We start from the raw sequence: 18,786 nt of genomic DNA, 5'->3' as shown, positions 1-18,786 counted from the left end.
AACCCCCGAAGGCACGCACCCAGCGTTCACCGGCGTGCAGCTCACCCCAGGCGCTGGGGCTGTCTCGGAAAGGGGGAGGTGTCAGTTGTGGATGAGGTCGCCGCGGGTGGTGTTCGTGCCGGGGACGGGCTCGGCGGGGTCGTCGCCCAGGGAGATGATCTTGTTCGAGCGGTCGACGTGCACGACCGAAGGGGTGAAGTCGCGGGCCTCGGCGTCGGTCATCTGGGCGTAGCTGATGATGATGACCAGGTCGCCGGGCTGGACGAGGCGGGCGGCGGCGCCGTTGATGCCGATGACGCCGGAGTCGCGCTCGCCGGCGATCAGGTAGGTCTCCAGGCGGGCGCCGTTGTTGATGTCGACGACGGAGACCTGCTCGCCGGGGAGGAGGTCCGCGGCGTCCATCAGGTCCTGGTCGATGGTCAGCGAGCCGACGTAGTGCAGGTCGGCCTGCGTGACCGTCGCTCGGTGGATCTTCGACTTGAACATCGTCCGGAACATCAGCGCTCCTTGCCGAAATGGAGGGACACGTTGTCGATCAGGTGGGTGGCGCCGACGCGGCCGGCGACGGCGAGGACGGCCGGGCCGGTGTGGGAGGACGCGACCGGGGCGAAGGTCGAGGGGTCGACCAGGACCAGGTAGTCGAGCTCCAGCGGCGGGTCGGCCGCGCCGGCCTTGTCGAGGACGGTGCCGGCGGCGGCCAGCACCGCGTCCGGGCCGGCGGGGGCGGCGTCCGCGCCGGCGCGCAGGGCGCGCGACAGGGCCAGGGCCGTCCGGCGCTCGGCGGCGGAGAGGTACCGATTGCGGCTCGACAGCGCCAGGCCGTCCGGCTCGCGGACGGTCGCGCCGCCCACGATCCGGACGGGGACGTCCAGGTCGGCGACCATCCGGCGGATCATCGCGAGCTGCTGCGCGTCCTTCTCCCCGAAGATCGCCACGTCGGGCCGGACGAGGTTGAGCAGCTTCAGCACGACCGTGAGCATCCCGTCGAAGTGGCCGGGGCGCGCGGCGCCCTCCACGACCTCGCCCATGGGGCCCGACCTGACGGTGACCTGCGGCTCGTCCGGGTACATGACGTCGCGATCGGGCGCGAATACGAGGTCGACGCCTTCGGCGGCGCAGGCCTCGACGTCGGTGGCGAACGTCCGCGGGTAGCGGTCGAAGTCCTCGCCGGGGCCGAACTGGAGCGGGTTGACGAAGATGCTGACCGCGACCGAGTCCGCCAGGCCCCGGGCCTGCCGGATCAGGGAGCGGTGCCCCTCGTGCAGCGCCCCCATGGTCGGGACGAACGCGAGCGTGCCCCCGGCCTGGGAACGGGCCTCGGCAAGCTCCTCCCGCGTCCTCGCGATGATCACCAAACCTCCCTGGGTCAGTCGGCCAGCGCTTCGAGGAGCCGTTCGGCGTCCTCGGGCTTGAGCAGTCCGGCGCCGAGCGCCCGGTCGGCGGTGAGGCGGGCGAGCGCGACGTAGGCGCGGCGGCTCTCCGGCGACACCGTGGCCAGCTCGGCGACGTGGCCGGCGACCGTCCCGGCGTCGCCGCGGGCGACCGGGCCGGTGAGGCCGTCGATGCCGAGGCGCAGGCCGTTGTCGAGCGCGGCGCCGAGGAGCGGGCCGAGCATCCGGCCGGGTTCGGCCACGCCGGCGCGGGCCAACAGGTCCATCGACTCGACGACCAGCGTGACCAGGTGGTTCGCGCCCCCGGCGAGCGCCGCGTGGTAGAGCGGGCGGGCCTCTTCGGTGATCCAGACGGGCTCGCCGCCCATCTCCAGGACGAGCGCCTCGGCGACCGGGCGCAGCGGCTCGGGCGAGGTGACGCCGAACGAGATGCCGGTGAGCCGGTTCACGTCGTCCGGGCGCCCGGTGAAGGTCATCACGGGGTGCAGGGCCAGCGGCAGGGCGCCCGCGCGGGTGAGCGGGTCGAGGACGGCGGTTCCGTACCGTCCGCTGGTGTGCATGACGAGCTTGCCCGTGACCGGGACGCCCGCCGGGACCAGGCCGCCGGCCAGCTCGGGCAGCGCGTCGTCCGGGACGGTCAGCAGCACCAGGTCGGCGGCGGCGACCACGTCCTGCGGCGGGGCGGTGGCCGCGCCGGGGAGGCGTTCCTCGACGCGCGCCCGGGACCGCTCGGAGACGGCCGCCGCGGCGACCACGCGGTGGCCCGCGCGGGACAGCGCGGCGCCGAGCGCCGTGCCGACGCGGCCGGCGCCGACGACGCCGACCGCGAGCCGCGCGGGCCTGTCCGCAGGTGTCTCCTCGCTCTTCCGGGGGGTGCGGGGGGACTTCCCCCCGGAAGAGCCCGGCCCGTTTCCGGGCGTGCCGGAAGAGGGCGTGACCTCTGGGTCCATCGGTTTCGTTCCAGTCCTCAGGTAGGTACCGGACGTGCGCGCACCAGGGTACCCGCGGGACCCGGCCGCGCGGTCCGGTGGGTGACGATCGTCACCCCGCCCCCCATTCAGTCATGCGCGAGGGACTCCACGACGGACGCCTTCGCGGCGCGTCGCGCCGGCATGACCGCGGCGATCATGCCGGCCGCGCCGGCCAGGACGACGAACCCGATCACCTGGACGTAGGGCAGCGCGAAGATCGAGTCGACCGCCATCGCGTTCGTCGCGGCCCATCCGAACCCGATGCCGAGCACGACCCCTGTGAACGCGCCGATCACGGCCATGACGAGCGCCTCGACCGACAGCATGCGGCGGAGCTGGCGCTTGGTGAGGCCGAGGGCGCGCAGCAGCGCCGACTCCCGCGTCCGCTCCACGACCGACAGGGTCAGCGTGTTCGCGATGCCGAACAGCGCGATGACGATCGCCAGGCCGAGCAGCCCGCCGAAGATCATCAGCACCATGTCGATCGCCTTGCTCATCGACTCCTCGAACTCGGCGGACGACACCACCTTCGCGGCCGGGTAGGGCCGCGCGGCGTCCTCCACCGCCCTGCGGGCCTGGGACGCGGGGATCTCGTCGCGGGTCTTGACGTAGATCCCGACGGGGTCCCGGACGCCGAAGTACCGGATGAAGTCCGCCTCCGGGATCATGATCCCGTCGAGGCTCGATCCCGCCCCGTACACGGCGGTGATCTTCACCGGGACGGTGCCGCTGGGCGTCCGGACCTGGACGGTCTGGCCGAGCCCCCGGCCGGACACCTTGGCCGTCGCCTCGTCCACCATCGCGGTGCCCGGCTTCTGCGCGCCGGCGAGCGTGCCCTGCTTCATGTCGGGCTTGAGGATCGTGCCGAGCGCGGAGGGGGTGATCGTGGAGATGTCGCCGTCGTCGCCGGCGACCGTGGTCTCCTCGCGGCGCTCCTCCACGACGTCGGTGACCTCGGGCCGCGTGCGCAGCGACTCGGCGAGCGCGTGCGGGACGGTCCCGTCGAAGTCCTGCGTCCGGATCTGGAACTGGACGGGGAACTGCTCCTCCAGCTTGGACGACGCCGTCGCCTTGCCGCTCGCGGCGACCACCGCGAACAGGCTCATCAGCCCGACGCCGACGGTCAGCGCGATCGTGGTGGTGGCGGTGCGGCGGGGCGCGCGCTGCGCGTTGGAGACCGCGAGCCGTCCCGGGACGCCGCCGAGCCGGCCCGGGACCGCGCCCGTGAGCCGTCCGAGCGGGCGGACGAGCGCCGGCATCGCCGCGATCACGGCGAGGAAGAACACGCCGCCGGCGAACGCGACCACGTACATCGCGGTCTCGCCCTTCTCCATGACGACCGAGCCGAGCGTCCCGAGGGCGAGCCCGGCGGCGCCGAGCACGGCGGCGACCCCGGTGCGGATCCAGCCGAGCCGGAACCGGCCGCTGCCCGGCTCCAGGTCGGCGCGCAGCGCGGCGACCGGCGCGACGCGGGTGGCGGCGCGGGCCGGCAGCAGCGCGGACAGGACGGTCACCACGACCCCGATCAGCAGGCCGATGACGATCGTGCGGACCGCCAGGGACGGCCCGGCGACGGCCACGGCGGCGTTCAGCCGGTTGACCGCGACCAGCGCGCCCTCGCCGAGGCCGACGCCGGCGACGAGGCCGAGCAGCGAGCCGACCAGGCCGACGGCGAAGGACTCCGCGAGGACGCCGCCGAACACCTGCCGGCGGGTCGCGCCGACGCAGCGCAGCAGCGCCATCTCCCGCATCCGCTGCGCGATCAGGATCGAGAACGTGTTGTAGATGACGAGGGCGGACACGAGCATCGCGACCAGCCCGAAGATCAGCAGCCCGCTTCGGATGATCTTGGTGTCGGCGCCGGCCGCCTTCGCCAGCCGCGCGCCGAGCTCCTCGCCCGTGAACACGTCGTAGGAGCCGCCCGCGGCGGCCTTCACCGCGGCCTTGTTCCCGCCCGTGATGTCGAGCTCGCGGTAGGTCTTCTCACCGGTCATCCGCATCGCGGTCGCGGGGTCGAAGCCCACGGCGCCGCGGAAGCTCGCCTCCTGGTCGATGCCGAAGTCGACCAGGCCGGCGACCCGGAACCGGTGCGGTCGTTCCTTCCCGTCCAGGACGGTGACGGTGTCGCCGACGCCGAAGCCCTCCCGCTTGGCGAGCTTGGTGTCCAGGACGGCCTCGCCGCCTCCGGAGGGCGGCCGTCCCTTGTCGACGTCGTAGCGCAGCAGCCGTCCCGACGGCACGGACATGCCGACGGTCGGGAAGTCGCCGACGGCCTTGCCGTCCCTGCCGACCAGTGCCGCGTCGCCCTGCACGACCCCCTGCGCGTCCGTCACGCCGGGCAGCGCCCTGACCTTGCCGAGCAGGTCGGCCGGGACGCCCTCGTCGGGGTCGTCGCTCTTGGGGACGACCGCGAGGTCCACCTTGTCGGCCGACTTCGCGAACGTCTTGGAGATGCCCTTGTCCATCGTGTCCGTGAGGACGAACGTCCCCGAGATGAACCCGACGCCGAGGGTGATCGCGACCGCCGTCAGCAGCAGCCGCAGCTTGTGGGCCCGCAGGCCCGCCAGAGTCGTCCGCAGCATCTCAGGCCCCCAGGCTCTTGAGCCGGTCCAGGACGGCGGCCGGGGTCGGCTGGACGATCTCGGAGACGATCTGCCCGTCGCGCAGGAACACCACCCGGTCCGCGTACGACGCGGCCACCGGGTCGTGGGTGACCATCACGATCGTCTGCCCCATCTCACGGACCGAGGTGCGCAGGAACCCCAGCACCTCGGCGCCCGCGCGGGAGTCGAGGTTGCCGGTCGGCTCGTCCGCGAAGATCACCTCGGGCCGGGCGACGATCGCGCGGGCGCACGCGACGCGCTGCTGTTGCCCGCCCGACAGCTCGCTCGGCCGGTGCCCGAGCCGGTCGCGGAGCCCGAGCGTGTCGACGACGTGGCCGAACCACGCCCGGTCCGGCTTGCGGCCGGCCAGCTCCATCGGGAGCAGGATGTTCTGCTCGGCGGTGAGCGTCGGCAGCAGGTTGAACGCCTGGAACACGAACCCGACGCGGTCGCGGCGCAGCAGCGTCAGCCGCCGGTCGCCCATCCCGGTGATCTCGGCGTCGCCCAGCACGATCCGCCCGCCGGTGACCGTGTCCAGCCCGGCCAGGCAGTGCATCAGCGTCGACTTCCCGGACCCGGACGGGCCCATGATCGCGGTGAACGCGCTCCGGGCGAACCCGACGCTGACCCCGCGCAGCGCGTGCACGGCCGCGTCCCCGGACCCGTACACCTTCGACACGCCCTCGGCGGTGACGGCCGGCAGGACCGCGGCGGCCGGGGCTCCCCCGGGCTGTTCGGCGAACGTGCTGGTCACGGTGACTCCTTCGTGGTCGTGGATGATCGTGCTCCACGCTAGGAATCCGCGGCGTCCCTGCCATCGCCCCGGCGTCCACGGTCCGCGTCACTCTCACGGCTATCCGCGGCGCCTCCGTACGACTTGAGTCGTACGGCCGGGTCCACCCGGCCTCCGACCGCCCCTGCTCCGGGCGGGCACGCGAAAGCGCCGGAGACCCCGCGGGGCTCCGGCGCTCTTCGGTCACGGGCTCGGCGCCCGCACGCGCGATCGTCAGTTGTGGACGGACGCGCCGCCCTTGCAGCCCGCCTGGGCGCCGCCGATCACGGCCACGGCGTTGCCGCAGACGTCGATCGGGATGGAGATCGGCGCGATCACCTGGGTCCCGTTCAGCAGGCCGACGTTGGGGCCGGTCGAGTTGTCGTTGAACGAGCCGTGGTGCTTCTTGCCGTGGTCGCCACCGTAGACGGCGGCGTAGGCGGGCGTCGCGGCCAGAGCGGAGCCGGCGACGGCGAGGCCGAGGATGCCGGTGGCGGCAAGCTTCTTGATCACGAGTGTCCTCCCGTACGTGGGCCAAGAGACCCGATATGACTGGTGCCGACGTCCGCCATGTGGACGGCGTCGCGTACGGTAGTTACCCAGCTACTCTTAGGTAGACCAATCCCCCACGTCACGATGAATGCAAAAAGTCGCCATCGAGTGACCGGCTCGTTACGTTGAGTGACCCCTTTGGCCGCTTTTGACCAGGCCTGTCTCGTAGGCGAACACGACCGCCTGGACCCGGTCCCGCAGGTTCAGTTTCATCAGAATCCGCCCCATGTGAGTCTTCACCGTCGCCTCGGAGACGTACAGCTTCCCCGCGATCTCCGCGTTCGACATCCCGCGCGCGACGAGCCGCAGCACCTCGCCCTCCCGGTCGGTCAGGCTCTCCAGCGCGCCGCTCGCGCCCTGCCCCGAGTCCGGCAGGTGCACGGCGAACCGGTCCAGCAGCCGCTTGGTCGTGCTCGGCGCCACCACCGCGTCCCCCGAGTGCACCGCCTTGATCGCCTCGATGAGCTGCGCCGGGCCCGCGTCCTTCAGCAGGAACCCGCCCGCGCCGGCCTTGATCGCCGCGAACGCGTACTCGTCCAGGTCGAACGTCGTCAGGATCACCACCTTCGGCCCGGACGCCGCCACCACCCGCCGCGTCGCCTCGATCCCGTCCATCCGCGGCATCCGGACGTCCATGAGCACGACGTCGGCCCGCGTGCCGCGCAGCAGCTCCAGGGCCTGCACCCCGTCCCCGGCCTCACCGGCGACCTCGATGTCGGGCTGCGCGTCCAGCACCATCCGGAACCCGGCCCGCACCAGCTCCTGGTCGTCCACGAGCACGACCCGGATCGGCGGCGCCGGCTCGGCGTCCACCACGTTCACTCCGACCTCCCGCGGACAAAGCCCACACATACCGTCATGCCGACATCCTGGAGTACGCGGCCCCCCTCGCGCTCGTCATGCCGCGACCTCCTCGCGGACCGGGATCGACGCGACCACCTCGAACCCGCCACCGGCGCGCGGGCCCATGCGGACGCTGCCCCCGTACACGGCGACCCGTTCCCGCATGCCGGCGAGACCGTGACCCCGCCCGTCGTTGGACGCCGCCGCGCCACGGCCGTCGTCCTCCACGCGGATCTCCAGCGCGTCCTCGGCGTACCGGAGCCGGACCGACACGTTCACCCGCGGGCCCCCGTGCTTGAGCGTGTTGGTCAGCGCCTCCTGGACGATGCGGTAGACCGTGAGCTGGCGGCCCTCCGACATCGCCGCCCGCGTCCCCTCGACCTCGTAGCTCACCGTCAGCCCGGACGCCCGGACCTGCTCGACCAGATCGTCCAGCTGCGCGACCCCCGGCTGCGGCGCGAACGCCCCGGCGTCGTCGGTCTCGCGCAGGACGCCGAGGAGCCGCCGCATCTCCGCCAGCGCCATCCGCCCCGTCGAGGAGATCGTGTCGAGCGCCTGCCGGGCCCGTCCCACATCGGTCTCGATCGCGTAGGCCGCGCCGTCCGCCTGCACCACGATCACGCTGACGTTGTGCGCCACCACGTCGTGCAGCTCCCGGGCGATCCGCGCGCGCTCGGCCGCCATGGCCATCCTGACCTCGTTGTCGCGTTCGAGCTCCAGCCGCGCGGCACGCTCCTCCACCGAACGCAGGTACGCGCGCCGCGTCCGCATGTGCAGGCCGAGGATGTACACGCCCGCCACCATGACCGTCAGCATGATGAACGTGAACCTGCGGTCCTGGGCGCCACTCGGATACCGGACGGTGGCCATGACCGAGCCCGCCTCGACGACCAGCACCGCGGCGACCCCCCACCGGAAGGTGTAGTTCGCGGTGATCGTGTACAACACCATCAGCACGGCCAGGTTCGCCGGAACCGGGATCACTCCCAGCAGGCACTGCACGCCCGAGACCAGCACGACCGTGACGAACACCGCGCGCGGGAACGTCCGGCGCAGCACGAGCGGAGCGATCAGCCCGGCCGACAGCAGCAGGTACCTGACCGGCCCCAGACCGGAGGTCCCACCCAGCAACGACGGCAGGGTGAAGGCCACCACCGGAAGCGCGAAGAACGCGTCGACGAGCGGCTTCTTGCGCCGCAGCCACTCCCATGCCCTCGCCACCATGCCGACAGAGTACGTAGGCGCGGATCCGTCCGGGATCAGCCGCAGGTCGGACGCGCGTCCACCGCGAGGATGGCGGTCCGGAGGGCGCCGCCCACGGTAACGTCGCAGTCGTGGCGTCGTTGGTTTCCGGATGGCAGACGTGGCGGACCGCGATGGAGCGGGCGCTGTACGGGGAGGACGGCTTCTACCGGCGCGGCGAACGCCCCGCCGAGCACTTCCGCACCTCGGTGCACGCCTCGCCGCGCTTCGCCGCCGCCATCACCCGCCTCCTCGTCGACGTCGACGACCTGCTCGGCCGCCCCGACCGGCTCGACCTGGTCGACATCGGCGCCGGATCCGGGCACCTGCTGAAGAACATCCTGGCCTGCGCGCCCGCCGACCTCGCCTCCCGGCTCGCCCCGGTCGCGGTGGAGATCGCGCCCCGTCCCGCCGAGATACCGTCCGACATCGTGTGGCGCCCGGACCTGCCCGCCCGCATCACCGGCCTCGCCGTCGCGAACGAGTGGCTCGACAACGTGCCGCTGGACGTGGTGGAGCACACCCCCGACGGCGTCCGGACCGTGCTGGTCGACCCGTCCACGGGCACCGAACGCCCCGGCCCGCCGCCGTCGGACAAGGACAGCGACTGGCTGCAACGCTGGTGGCCGCTCCGCGAACCGGGCGACCGCGCCGAGATCGGCCATCCGCGCTGCGCCGCCTGGGCCTCGGTGGTGCGACGGCTCTCGCGGGGCCTCGCGATCGCGGTCGACTACTCCCATTCACGGGAGACGCGCCCGGTGTACGGGACGCTCGCCGGCTATCGGGACGGCGCGACCGTCCCCGCCGTCCCGGACGGATCATGCGACGTCACCGCCCACGTCGCCCTCGACGCCTGCGCCGCCGAGGGCGAACGCGCCGGCGCGACGTCCAGCCTCCTGACCACCCAGCGGGACGCCCTGCGTGCCCTGGGCCTGTCCGGCACACGCCCGCCCCTGGACCTGGCACACCGCGACCCACGCGCCTACGTCGCCGCCCTCTGCCACGCAGGCGAAGACGCCGAACTGACCGACCCTTCCGGCCTGGGCGGCTTCGGCTGGCTGGCCCAGTCCGTTGACATCCCCATCCCACCCGTCCTCCCCCAGCCCCCACCCCACCCTTAAGTCACCCCTGGGAAGCGAACAACGGACGAGGAACAACCACCCTCACCCCCGTGCCTCAACACCCGCCGCGCCGGCAGCCTCGGCGGCACCGCTACTGCATCGCCTGGGGTGCGGCAGCCCACAAGAAGCCTTCAACTCGCCCACCACGCAGCACCCCGTCACCTGCGGCGCCACCAGGGCGTATCTCAAGTGACCTCCACCGTCGTGCGAGCCCCGCTTCGCTCGGTTGAAGCGGGTCCGGATGCGGGGCTGAGAGGGCATTTCGCCGAGCGATTCCGTGCTCGCAGATGATCTGTCACAGGCCGAGTCGCCCACGCGCGCCGTGATCGGAACATCAAGACACGTCCTAAAGCATCACCTCGAACGCAGCAGCCAACGAGAAACAAACCGCCTTCAGCCCCTGACCAACTGCCAGCGCCAGGTCGCCCGCAGCGTCAGCGGCGGCGCCTTCGACACGGGCATGGTCACAAAGCACCCACGCGCGCCCGTCCCGGCCGAACCACAGCGTCCGCCCCTCGCGGCCCCTAGCCCCGCCTTCGCGGCACTGGTGATCCCGCGCCGGTTCGACGGCAGGGGGCGACGGCGAAGCGCCCCCACAGAGCGCTCCAGCCGTCCAACGGCCACTGCAGCGCCCACACCATCGCCGTTGGCCGGAGACGCCCTACCCCGTCCAGCCCATCGGCTTCAGGTGCAACCCGGACGGAGACCGCCACCCAACTCCGTCGCCGCTACGCCGCCCGCTTCACCAACCGCGCCCGGCTATCCCAGGTCGCCCAAACGACCCGGCTGGCGCCGCCACCCTCATGGACGGGGCAGCGGGCTCCACGAAACGGCGCCGACACTCAGGCAGAGCCTGACCAACAGGGGCACGGTCAACACACCACGTGAAGGGCTTCCAAGCCCCGCAGGACGTAGCCCGGCTTCCAGGTCGGCTCTTCAGACAGCCGAAGGTCAGGCGCCGCGCGGAGCAACGCGCCGAAGGACTCGGCGAGCTCGATGCGTGCCAGGGGCGCACCGAGGCAGTAGTGGATGCCGAGCCCGAAGGTGATGTGCGGATTGGGGTCGCGTCCCAGGTCAAGACGGTCCGGCTCGGCGAACACGTCGGGGTCACGGTTGGCGGACGCGAAGTGCAACGCCACCTCGGCACCGCGTGGAATGCCGACACCGGCGACCGTGATGTCCTCCAACACCCACCGCTCGAACATCGGCGCCGGGGTCTCATAGCGCAGCAGTTCCTCGACGGCCATTGGGGTGAGGTCCGGATGGGCCCGAAGCCGTTCCAGTTCGCCCGGGTTGCGGAACAGCGACCACCAGCCGTTGCCGGTCGCGTTCACCGTCGCCTCGTGCCCGGCGTTGAGCAGCAGGACGCAGGTGCCGATCAGCTCGTCCTCGGTGAGCCGGTCGCCCTCGTCCACGACCTGGGCGAGGGCGGTGATGAGATCGTCGCGGGGCTCGTCCCGGCGGGTGCGGGCGAGGGCGCGCAGGTAGTCGGAGAACTCGACGGCGGCGCGGACGGCGGTCCGCTGCGCCTCCTCGGGCGGGTTCAACTCGTACATGCCGCAGATGTCGGCCGACCAGGGGCGCAGCAGGTGGCGGTCCTCGGCGGGGACGCCGAGCATCTCGGCGATCACGTTCACCGGCAGCGGCTCGGCGACCTCGGCGAGCAGGTCACCGCCGCCCTTGTCCGTGAGGGCTCCGACCAGTTCGCCGGCGAGGCGCCTGATCGTCGGACGCAGGCCCTCGACCATCCTCGCCGTGAACGCCTTGGACACCAGACGGCGCAGCCTCGTGTGCGTGGGCGGTTCCACGTCCAGCATCCCGGCGCGGATGAGATCCCAGAACGGCTTCAGGAAGTCGGCTTCCGGGGCCTGGCCGAACTCCTCATGGCTGGCGATATGGAGGTACGAGCGGCCGAGCCGCCGGTCCCGCAACAGCGCGTTGACGTCTTCGTAACGGCTGATCACCCACTGACCGGTGGGCTCGTGAAAGAACACGGGACGCTCGGCACGAAGCCGTTCGAAAACCGGATACGGGTCCGCCACGAACGCGGGGGACCAGGGGTCATAGTCCGAATCGCTCATGATCTGACGATTTTCGCATCACGGACTTATCCGCAGCAAAGCCACGCAACGGAACCGAACAAGACACCCCCCGTCACCCTCGACCGCCCCAGACCCACCACCACGCACTCCGGCCACCGCTTGGCCATCCGCCCACAACCCACAACGCCCCCCGGCCACAGGCACCAACCCCCCACGCGTGTCGGAGATCACCACCCATCCCCGTCATCGCCTCCCCCGAACAGCAGCCAGCGTCGACCACGGTGCACCCTCAACGTCAACGAGCCCATGGCTCGTCTCCAAGGACCGCTGATGGCGTCGCGCCCCAAGGTCTGAGAGCCGGGCAAGCAGGCCGGTACCGCGTTCTACTTGAATGTTGCGTCCAGTGCAGGAGGGCCCCGTGGTGGAAGCGCAGGTCCACCTAGCCACACGAAACATCGCGGCCTCCCGCCCGCCCATGACGGCGATGGCCGGAAGCCGGGACGTCGCGAGCCATCGCGGCATCGGCGGCCTCGTCTGGTTCGACCCGCGCCCTTGGGCTCGCCACGGAGAGCGGCTTTTCTCTACCGGCGCCGGTTTGGTCAGGGTGGTGGTGCGATCCCACGACGCCCGCCGCCCCGCACACCACCGTCGGCAGACGCACCGCAGCAGCATTTGCCTGCGCGACGCCTCGCTGCCGAGCGGGCGCTGTCCCGGCCCGGCTCGGCGGCGTCCCGGGACGGCTCGCTGTCGCCAACGCCGTCCCGGGACGAAGGCGAGGCGGAGCCCCCGTTGCCGGCGGCTCGGACACCGGCCGCCGCGGCGTCCATGCCATGGTTGCTCCCACTACTAGGCGGACGTCCGCGGCGGCCGGCGCGTTTGCGCTAACCCATGACCCCGGGGTACCTGGCCTCCTTACGACCGCTGCCCTCGCGTTCTTCTCGTCCTCCTGATGTCGTGGGGCTGGACGGGACGTGGACGGGCCGAGTCAGCAGGGCTGGGCAGAGCGGGCTCATCGGTTGACTCGTGGTGCGGTCAGTTGAAGCCGAAGGTTGGTGCGAGCGGCCTCTGGCGGAAGAGGGAGGCTGGGACAGCGTCAGCGATCGCCTTGTAGCCTGCCGGGTTCAGGTGCAGATGGTCGCCGACGTCGTAGGACGGCAGGAGCCTCCTCGGGGTTGAAGGATCGCGGGTTGCGCGGTCGAAGTCGATCACGGCATCGAAGCGGTGACTGGTGCGGATCCACGTGTTGACCCTCCGGCGGGCCTCCTCGCGGTAGCCGTCGGGATCGTCGTAACCGGTGTTGCCCCCGAACGGTGTGAGCGTCGCGCCGTAGACGCGGATGCCCTGCGCGTGTGCGCGGACGATGATCTGGTCGTAGGCCATGATGAGGTCGTCGGCCACCTGCTTCTGAGCGGCCGGAGTGGGCTCGGCGGTGCCGATGTCGTTCACCCCCTCGAAGACGACCAGCCATTCGACGCCGCTCTGGGCCAGCACGTCACGGTCCAGGCGGGCGAGGGCGTTGGGACCGAGCCCGTCATTGAGGACCCGGTTGCCGCCCGCCGCCTGGTTGACGATGGCGATGCCGCTGGTGGACGTGTGGGACTGAAGACGGTCGAGGAGCTGGTCCGGCCAGCGGTCGTTCATGTTCGTCGTGGAACCCCGTCCGTCGGTGAGGGAGTCCCCGAGGACGGCTGCCGCCGCAGTGGAGGGCTTGGCCCAAACTTCGAGGCCGCTGAGGAAGTACCAGTGGTCGGTGGACGTCGCGCCAGGCATGTCGGCGTCCGTGGTGTGGTCCCCGGCCAGCATGTACGACGTGGTCCTGGACCCGGGGTGGGAAGTGATGTCTGTGGAGGCCTGGCCGTCCGCCAGGTAGACGGTCACCGTCAGAATCGACCGCGGCGCCACCGGGAAGGTCAGCGGATCGGACACCATCTGCGCGCCGACGGGGATGGTCAGTGCGGACCGGCCATGGAAGGTCACCGGCCGGGACGTCCCCGGCTCTATCGCGCTAACCCCCGCCTTCCCACCGTCCGGCAGAGCGACCGACACCCTGGTGATCGGGAGCGCCGCGCCGCCGAACGCGTTGGAGAACCGCAAACGTACATTCCGGCCGCCGACCGAGACGCGAATTGTCTGACGCAGGGTCGCGTCCTCGAAGACCCCGTAGTCCTGGGTGAACGGGGGCGGTGGCATGTTGCCGGGCTCCGTCAGCTGCGGCATCGAGACCCAGCTGTCGACCCAGTGTCCGCTGATCTTCGGGGCGGCCGGCCCGCCCGCAGCGCGAGGCGCGCCATCCGCACCCGTAACGGGAACCGTGAACGAAGCCGCGACGAGCGCCGCCGTGAGCATCACGGCAGCCGTCGCCCAACCGACCGGAGACAGCGCGTTCACACACCGCAGGAACGCGCCCGCCCTCGCCACCGGGCGCCGGACGTGGACATACGGGAAACGTCTCACCACAGCCCTCCGATCACTCCACCCATCGAAAAGTTTCGAAGCTTTTCGAGTTCTTGTCGAACGTACGCCGACCTGATCAACCCGTCAAGAACACACCTCTGGATCGCCGGTTCCGCGCGGAGACGGTCGTTGACATGACCAATGAAGATGAACGATCTCGCACGGCGCGCGCCATGCGCTTCTTCTGCCAAGGCCCCTTCCGCCCCCACTCGCGACACCACGCCGCCGAGCCCGCCCAGCAGGTCAATGACGAGCGCGTTGAGCGGTCTTACATGTGATCAGTTGCGGAAACCCCCGTCCAGGGAGTGCCGTCCTGCCGACTATCTGTGGGCGCACGATCGTCGGAAGGTGCCGCTGCAACCAAGCCAGCGCACCCCCGAACCCGCAGGCAACCGTTGACCACAGACCAGCAGCGGCCACGCCACGAGGCCTCCGGCACTTTCGAAACATTTGCGACGATCGTCCATCGCTGGCCGAGCATTGTGGAGCTGGATGGTCCGGTTGGGCGTGTTCGGTTCGAGCTCTAGGCACGGCTCGCAAAGGCGCCGGATGCCGAGTTCAGTTCATGGTCAGCTGCCACCTCCGTGATGCTCTCCGGATTACAGGCCGCCGCGAGTGGCCGTCCAAGTACCGGCGCCGGCTGGACGGCTGCATCGCGTACACCTTTCAACATGGACGTTCACGATCCGGCACAACCCCGCACTGACCTTCTGGATCAAGGCGTCCACCCACACGAACGCATACGGCCCACCCTCGAGCGGCGGTTGCGAAGCGCAGCCACCTGGACATCCAGCACCACTGGGGGCGACGGGCGTCGATGCCGATGGGCACGCGAGATCCTCCGGATCACGGTGGCCTCGGCCGAGGACGGTGCCGGGTGGGTGGCGTTCATGCGCGAGCTGGTCGCTCCGCGGCCTGACCGGTTTCCAGCTGCTGGTCATCTCCGACGCCCACCCCGGGGCCTGGTCGTAGCGGTCGAGTCGCCCCGCCCGGGGCCGGCTGGCAGCGGTGCCGGACCCGCCCCCCTGCACAACCTGCTCCCCCGAGTTCTTTAAGTCCGCCCAGCTATGGGTGGCCACGCTGGTGCGCACCATCTTCGACCAGCCCGCCGCCGAAGGCGTCTACACCCCAGCACGCCCGCGTGGTCGCTTGGCTGGAGATCGAGCACCCGGACGCGGCCGAGCACCTGGATGCCACCCCCGACGACCTGTCGGCCGTCACGACGATGGACATCACCCGCGCAGCCGACGGGTTCGCGTGTCTTGATTCGGCCTAGTTCTGTCATGACAGCTCCTTCCAAGCGATCGCGTTCCGATCCCCTCGTTACCGGCGAGGCGCCCTACTGGTGGCGCCGCGTCCGGTGGACGCCTAGGTGTCGGCCCGCCCTCCCCCCTCGGGCGGGCCGACGGATTTCATCGTCGTTCTTGCGGGCCGGACACGGCACTAGAACGCGGTTCTGTGGAAAAGTCAGGAGTAGTTGATCAAGCTGATGTCCGAGAGGGGTGTCACAGCGCACCGCACCGTGTTCTCGTCATAGGGCCCGGTGGTGGCTTCCCGTCGAGGTTTGCACAGGTCACCAGGTCATTGGCGAGGGCAGCGTCAACTGCGGCCTTCTCCGCCGCTCCATGCCGTCGAACCAGAGCGCGTCTGTGGATAGGGCATCCGTGCCGAGCGACCAAGCCCGCCGCACCACCTCGATAGCTGGCCCCTTCGGACGTCGGGTTCCGGGCGGACCTGATGCGGGATGCCGTCGTCCCGCTCGACCTGCCCTTTCACCTTGGGTGGCTGTTGAACGAGGAGAGCGCGTTTTGCTGTCGCAGGTCATCCGGTCGTTCAGCCAGCCGTGATTCCGCTCGGGCCGCTGGGAGTCAGGACACAGGCACGCCGCCAGGCGCGCCGGTCAGTCTGGCCGCTCAATCCGGGCCGGTGATCGGCGCGAGCGTCTCACCCTCGGAGCCGTCCCGTAAGGCTTGGAACGTGTTGGCACCCTGTTGATCCAGGCCAGGCTGGGTTGGGTCAGTGGGGGCTGCCCTGGAGTTCTTCCCGCAGGGTGCGCTGGACGTAGGCCATGGCCTCCTGAGCGGCAGGATCGGCGAAACGGCTGCCCAGTTCTTCGGGCGGGACGTCCTCGACCCGCTCATGCAGCCACCACAGATGTCCCTGCGGGTGACGCACACGGGCCACGCGCTCGCCGAACGCGAGCAGGGTCGGGCGGGTCACCACACGCGCACCGGCCGCGACGGCCTTTTCGACGGTCGAGGCCACGTCATCGACATAAATGCGCAGGTGAGCGGGGGTCGACGGCCAGTCTGCCTTGGCGTCGAACAGCATGATGACGCTGTCCCCGAGCTCGACCTCGACATGACCGATGTCGCCATCGGGATCCAGCACCCGCGAGCCCGGCGTCTCCACCCCCTCGAACGCCGACGCGAGGAACCGCACCTCCGAATCGGTATCGCGGCTGATCACCCACGCGTTGACGCGTGCGTAGCGGTCTGGAACCGGGACTTCTGCCGCCATTCGGCGATCATGCCAACGACCCCCGACAACGGAGCCGTCCATGACAAGCCAGGGCATCGCCCCGTGCCGGCGATCGTTGGTCAGCGGGCCCAGCGGGTGGGGTCTCCGCCGCCGGCGCGGCGGGCCGCGGAGGCGCGGCCGGCGGTGGAGTCGACGATCGCCCGTGCCTCGCCCAGATCGCGGTCCGTCGCGGCGACCTGGACCGGGCCGGGGGGCGCGTCGACGTGGACGGTGGCCAGGCCGAGCAGGCGCTGGAAGACGTTCGCCGTCAGCCGGACGCTCTGCGCACGCGCGTGGGCGATCACGTCCGTGCGGCGGCACGGCCATCCGTGCCGGGTCACGAAGACGACGTCGTCGGTGCCGGCGCCTTCCGCTCGGTCGATGGCCACGGCCTTCGAGGACGCGGGGACGAGCGGGACGGCGTCGACGTTCGTCCCTGGGAAGACCTGGGAGACGAGGTGCAGGGCGACGTGGCGTGGCGCGACGGGCAGCAGGGTCGACGACAATGCCTGGCGTTCGCCCGCGTAGCCGGCGACGGTTACGTCGACGCGGGCCCAGCCGAGACTGCGCCAGAGCACCGGTTCGACGATGCTGACGGCCTGGACGCGGCCCGGTGGCAGCGTCTGCATCCGGGTCTCCAGCAGTCCGTAGCGGAGGCGGATTCCGTCCGGGGACATGGCGACCGTGAAGTTGGCGTACATCACCAGGGGCGCGACGACGGCCCGGATGAGCCCGAGCAGGACGGGGATGGTGACGGCCAGGATCCCGCCTTCGACGTACAGGACGAAGAAGATGAGGGACGCGATGAAGAGCAGCACCGTCCCCAGTACGGGAAGCCGCACGACCAGCGAACCGAGCAGCGAACCGAACGGGACGCGCCACAGGTGCCGTTCGGGCGCTTCTGGTGTGTGGCCTGGCAGCCCCGCGGCGCGCGCTAGGAGTTCGGCTCGTAGCTGCTGCGCCGAGTGCCGTCCCAGGTAACGGAGCGCGATCTCGCTCTTCTCGCCTCCCGCCAGTTCCACCCGGACTTCCGCCAGAGCGAAGACTCGCGTCACCAGGGGGCGGACCAGATCGATGGCCTGGATGCGCGAGAGGGGGATGCGACGCTTGTTCTTCCGCAGAATCCCGGTTTCGACGACGAGGTCGTCGTTGTCGACGTGGAAACGCACGGACAGCCAGGTCCAGAGACCCGTCACCACCGCGACCACGCCCATGGGGACGGTCACGATGATGAACCGGAGCAGGACCTCCGGCGTGAGCGCCAGGGTCACGCCGCTGTCCGTCTGGGTGAGCAGCAGGGGGAAGCCCAGAAGGACGAAGTAGATGATGAGGAAGATGAAGGCGCGCAGCGGGGCCGTCGCCCAGTGGAGCCTGTGCGTGCCCTCGGAGAACCTGATCGGTGGGCGCTGTGCCTGCGGGGGACCGTAGGGAGGACGAGGCGGACCGTACGGTCCGGGCGGGCCGGACGGGGGACGCGGCGGGCCGTAGGGGCCGGGATGGCCTTGAGGGCCGTACGGGCCAGGCGGTCCGGGGCGCCCAGGTGGTCCGGGCGGCCCAGGTGGTCCAGGTGGTCCGGGCGGACCGGGTGGCCTTGGCGGACCGTAGGGGCCGCTCATAGGCCCATGCTCCGCTCTTCGCCCTTCTGCGCCAAACGGTCGCGCAGCTGGGCGGCTTCTGCCGTGGGCAGTCCCGGGATGGTCGCGTCCGTCGCGGCCGCCGCGGTGTGCATCCGGACGGTGGCGATCCCCATCCAGCGTTCGAGAAGCCCGGCGGTGACGTCCACGAACTGCATCCGCCCGTACGGGACGACGATGAGGCGCTTGACGAACACCCCGTGGGTGACGATGAGGTCGTCGGCACGCTCGCCGTACCCGTACGCCCGGCGGTCCAGCTCCGCGACCAGCCAGGTCAGCGCGGCCCCCAGGAGGACGGCGGCGACCCACATCGCGGCGGGTACGACGCCTCCGTTCCGCCACACGATGAATCCGCCCACACCGCCTACCGGGATCGCCCACAGGACGGCCTTGAGCAGCCTGTGCCATGCGTGGCGCCTGGAGATCGGCGACCAGCGCAGGCCGGCTCCAGGTGCGAACGCCTGGTCCGCCTCGTACACGGGTGGTGCCTGCTGCGCCGGGTATTGTGCCGGTACCTGACCCTGACCAGGCGGCTGACCGCCGGATCCCGGGCCGGGCGGCGCGGGCGGGTACGCCGCGCCCTGGTGTCCGGGGTGCGCGGCGGGCTCGTATGGCGGTTCGCCGTGGCTCGCGTTCATTGC

The 18,786-nt window shown here is 71.1% G+C and carries 15 protein-coding genes; 2 read left to right on the top strand and 13 right to left on the bottom strand.

What is annotated here, in order from left to right:
• Positions 1-81: 81 nt before the first annotated feature.
• From panD to K8Z49_RS33355, 8 genes are all read right to left on the bottom strand, one after another.
• A complete protein-coding gene (gene panD, locus K8Z49_RS33390) occupies positions 82-498 on the bottom strand; it encodes an aspartate 1-decarboxylase (protein WP_412516078.1) in 417 nt (138 codons plus the stop codon).
• Positions 498-1,352 (bottom strand): pantoate--beta-alanine ligase, encoded by an 855-nt coding sequence (gene panC, locus K8Z49_RS33385; protein WP_412516077.1) that lies wholly within the window; start codon positions 1,350-1,352, stop codon positions 498-500. The genes panD and panC overlap by 1 nt, the downstream gene beginning before the upstream one ends.
• A 14-nt stretch (positions 1,353-1,366) precedes the next feature.
• The gene (locus K8Z49_RS33380; RefSeq protein WP_412516076.1) at positions 1,367-2,341 is read right to left on the bottom strand and encodes a Rossmann-like and DUF2520 domain-containing protein; all 975 of its coding nucleotides are present in this window, start codon (positions 2,339-2,341) and stop codon (positions 1,367-1,369) included.
• A gap of 107 nt (positions 2,342-2,448) precedes the next feature.
• Positions 2,449-4,944: an ABC transporter permease gene (locus K8Z49_RS33375; protein WP_412516075.1), complete on the bottom strand. Its 2,496-nt coding sequence runs from the start codon at positions 4,942-4,944 to the stop codon at positions 2,449-2,451.
• A 1-nt stretch (position 4,945) separates the two neighbouring features.
• The gene (locus tag K8Z49_RS33370) at positions 4,946-5,719 is read right to left on the bottom strand and encodes an ABC transporter ATP-binding protein (RefSeq protein WP_021592915.1); all 774 of its coding nucleotides are present in this window, start codon (positions 5,717-5,719) and stop codon (positions 4,946-4,948) included.
• A gap of 252 nt (positions 5,720-5,971) precedes the next feature.
• Positions 5,972-6,250 carry a chaplin family protein gene (locus tag K8Z49_RS33365; protein WP_021592914.1) on the bottom strand — a complete coding sequence of 93 codons (279 nt, stop codon included), beginning with the start codon at positions 6,248-6,250 and terminating at the stop codon, positions 5,972-5,974.
• 159 nt (positions 6,251-6,409) lie between these two features.
• Complete coding sequence (locus K8Z49_RS33360) at positions 6,410-7,069, bottom strand: response regulator transcription factor (RefSeq protein ID WP_308208044.1); 660 nt, start codon at positions 7,067-7,069, stop codon at positions 6,410-6,412.
• 117 nt (positions 7,070-7,186) lie between these two features.
• The gene (locus K8Z49_RS33355) at positions 7,187-8,356 is read right to left on the bottom strand and encodes a sensor histidine kinase (RefSeq protein ID WP_021592912.1); all 1,170 of its coding nucleotides are present in this window, start codon (positions 8,354-8,356) and stop codon (positions 7,187-7,189) included.
• Between the two features lie 110 nt (positions 8,357-8,466).
• On the opposite strand from K8Z49_RS33355, the gene K8Z49_RS33350 reads away from it, so the two are divergent.
• The gene (locus K8Z49_RS33350) at positions 8,467-9,495 is read left to right on the top strand and encodes an SAM-dependent methyltransferase (RefSeq protein ID WP_412516074.1); all 1,029 of its coding nucleotides are present in this window, start codon (positions 8,467-8,469) and stop codon (positions 9,493-9,495) included.
• A gap of 872 nt (positions 9,496-10,367) precedes the next feature.
• Here K8Z49_RS33350 and K8Z49_RS33345 read toward each other — a convergent pair.
• Both K8Z49_RS33345 and K8Z49_RS33340 read right to left on the bottom strand, forming a co-directional pair.
• A complete protein-coding gene (locus tag K8Z49_RS33345; protein ID WP_412516073.1) occupies positions 10,368-11,576 on the bottom strand; it encodes a cytochrome P450 in 1,209 nt (402 codons plus the stop codon).
• A gap of 993 nt (positions 11,577-12,569) precedes the next feature.
• Entirely contained in the window at positions 12,570-13,925 is a 1,356-nt protein-coding gene (locus K8Z49_RS33340; protein WP_412516072.1) for an SGNH/GDSL hydrolase family protein, read from the bottom strand.
• A gap of 1,207 nt (positions 13,926-15,132) precedes the next feature.
• Between K8Z49_RS33340 and K8Z49_RS33335 the strand changes: the two genes are divergently transcribed.
• Positions 15,133-15,267 carry a hypothetical protein gene (locus tag K8Z49_RS33335; RefSeq protein ID WP_412516071.1) on the top strand — a complete coding sequence of 45 codons (135 nt, stop codon included), beginning with the start codon at positions 15,133-15,135 and terminating at the stop codon, positions 15,265-15,267.
• Positions 15,268-16,007: 740 nt separating this feature from the next.
• Here the strand turns inward: K8Z49_RS33335 and K8Z49_RS33330 are convergent.
• The 3 genes from K8Z49_RS33330 to K8Z49_RS33320 all read right to left on the bottom strand — a co-directional run bounded on the left by K8Z49_RS33330 (position 16,008) and on the right by K8Z49_RS33320 (position 18,624).
• On the bottom strand, positions 16,008-16,511 hold the full coding sequence (locus tag K8Z49_RS33330) for a VOC family protein (protein WP_412516070.1): 504 nt from the start codon (positions 16,509-16,511) through the stop codon (positions 16,008-16,010).
• A gap of 80 nt (positions 16,512-16,591) precedes the next feature.
• The gene (locus K8Z49_RS33325; RefSeq protein ID WP_021592905.1) at positions 16,592-17,782 is read right to left on the bottom strand and encodes a PH domain-containing protein; all 1,191 of its coding nucleotides are present in this window, start codon (positions 17,780-17,782) and stop codon (positions 16,592-16,594) included.
• 341 nt (positions 17,783-18,123) lie between these two features.
• Positions 18,124-18,624, bottom strand: a complete 501-nt coding sequence (locus tag K8Z49_RS33320) for a PH domain-containing protein (protein WP_412516069.1) — start codon at positions 18,622-18,624, stop codon at positions 18,124-18,126.
• Positions 18,625-18,786: the final 162 nt, after the last annotated feature.

The sequence above is a fragment of the Actinomadura madurae genome, from assembly GCF_047130825.1.
Taxonomy (GTDB): domain Bacteria; phylum Actinomycetota; class Actinomycetes; order Streptosporangiales; family Streptosporangiaceae; genus Spirillospora; species Spirillospora madurae.
The sequence above is the reverse complement of the archived record's forward strand: the minus strand, read 5'-3'. Positions and strand labels throughout refer to the sequence as shown.

Coding starts and splice junctions, on each gene's coding strand:
- K8Z49_RS33345 (WP_412516073.1), bottom strand. CDS start 11,576: ATGAGCGATTCGGACTATGACCCCTGGTCCCCCGCGTTCGTGGCGGAC.
- K8Z49_RS33330 (WP_412516070.1), bottom strand. CDS start 16,511: ATGGCGGCAGAAGTCCCGGTTCCAGACCGCTACGCACGCGTCAACGCG.
- K8Z49_RS33355 (WP_021592912.1), bottom strand. CDS start 8,356: ATGGTGGCGAGGGCATGGGAGTGGCTGCGGCGCAAGAAGCCGCTCGTC.
- K8Z49_RS33380 (WP_412516076.1), bottom strand. CDS start 2,341: ATGGACCCAGAGGTCACGCCCTCTTCCGGCACGCCCGGAAACGGGCCG.
- panD (WP_412516078.1), bottom strand. CDS start 498: ATGTTCCGGACGATGTTCAAGTCGAAGATCCACCGAGCGACGGTCACG.
- K8Z49_RS33375 (WP_412516075.1), bottom strand. CDS start 4,944: ATGCTGCGGACGACTCTGGCGGGCCTGCGGGCCCACAAGCTGCGGCTG.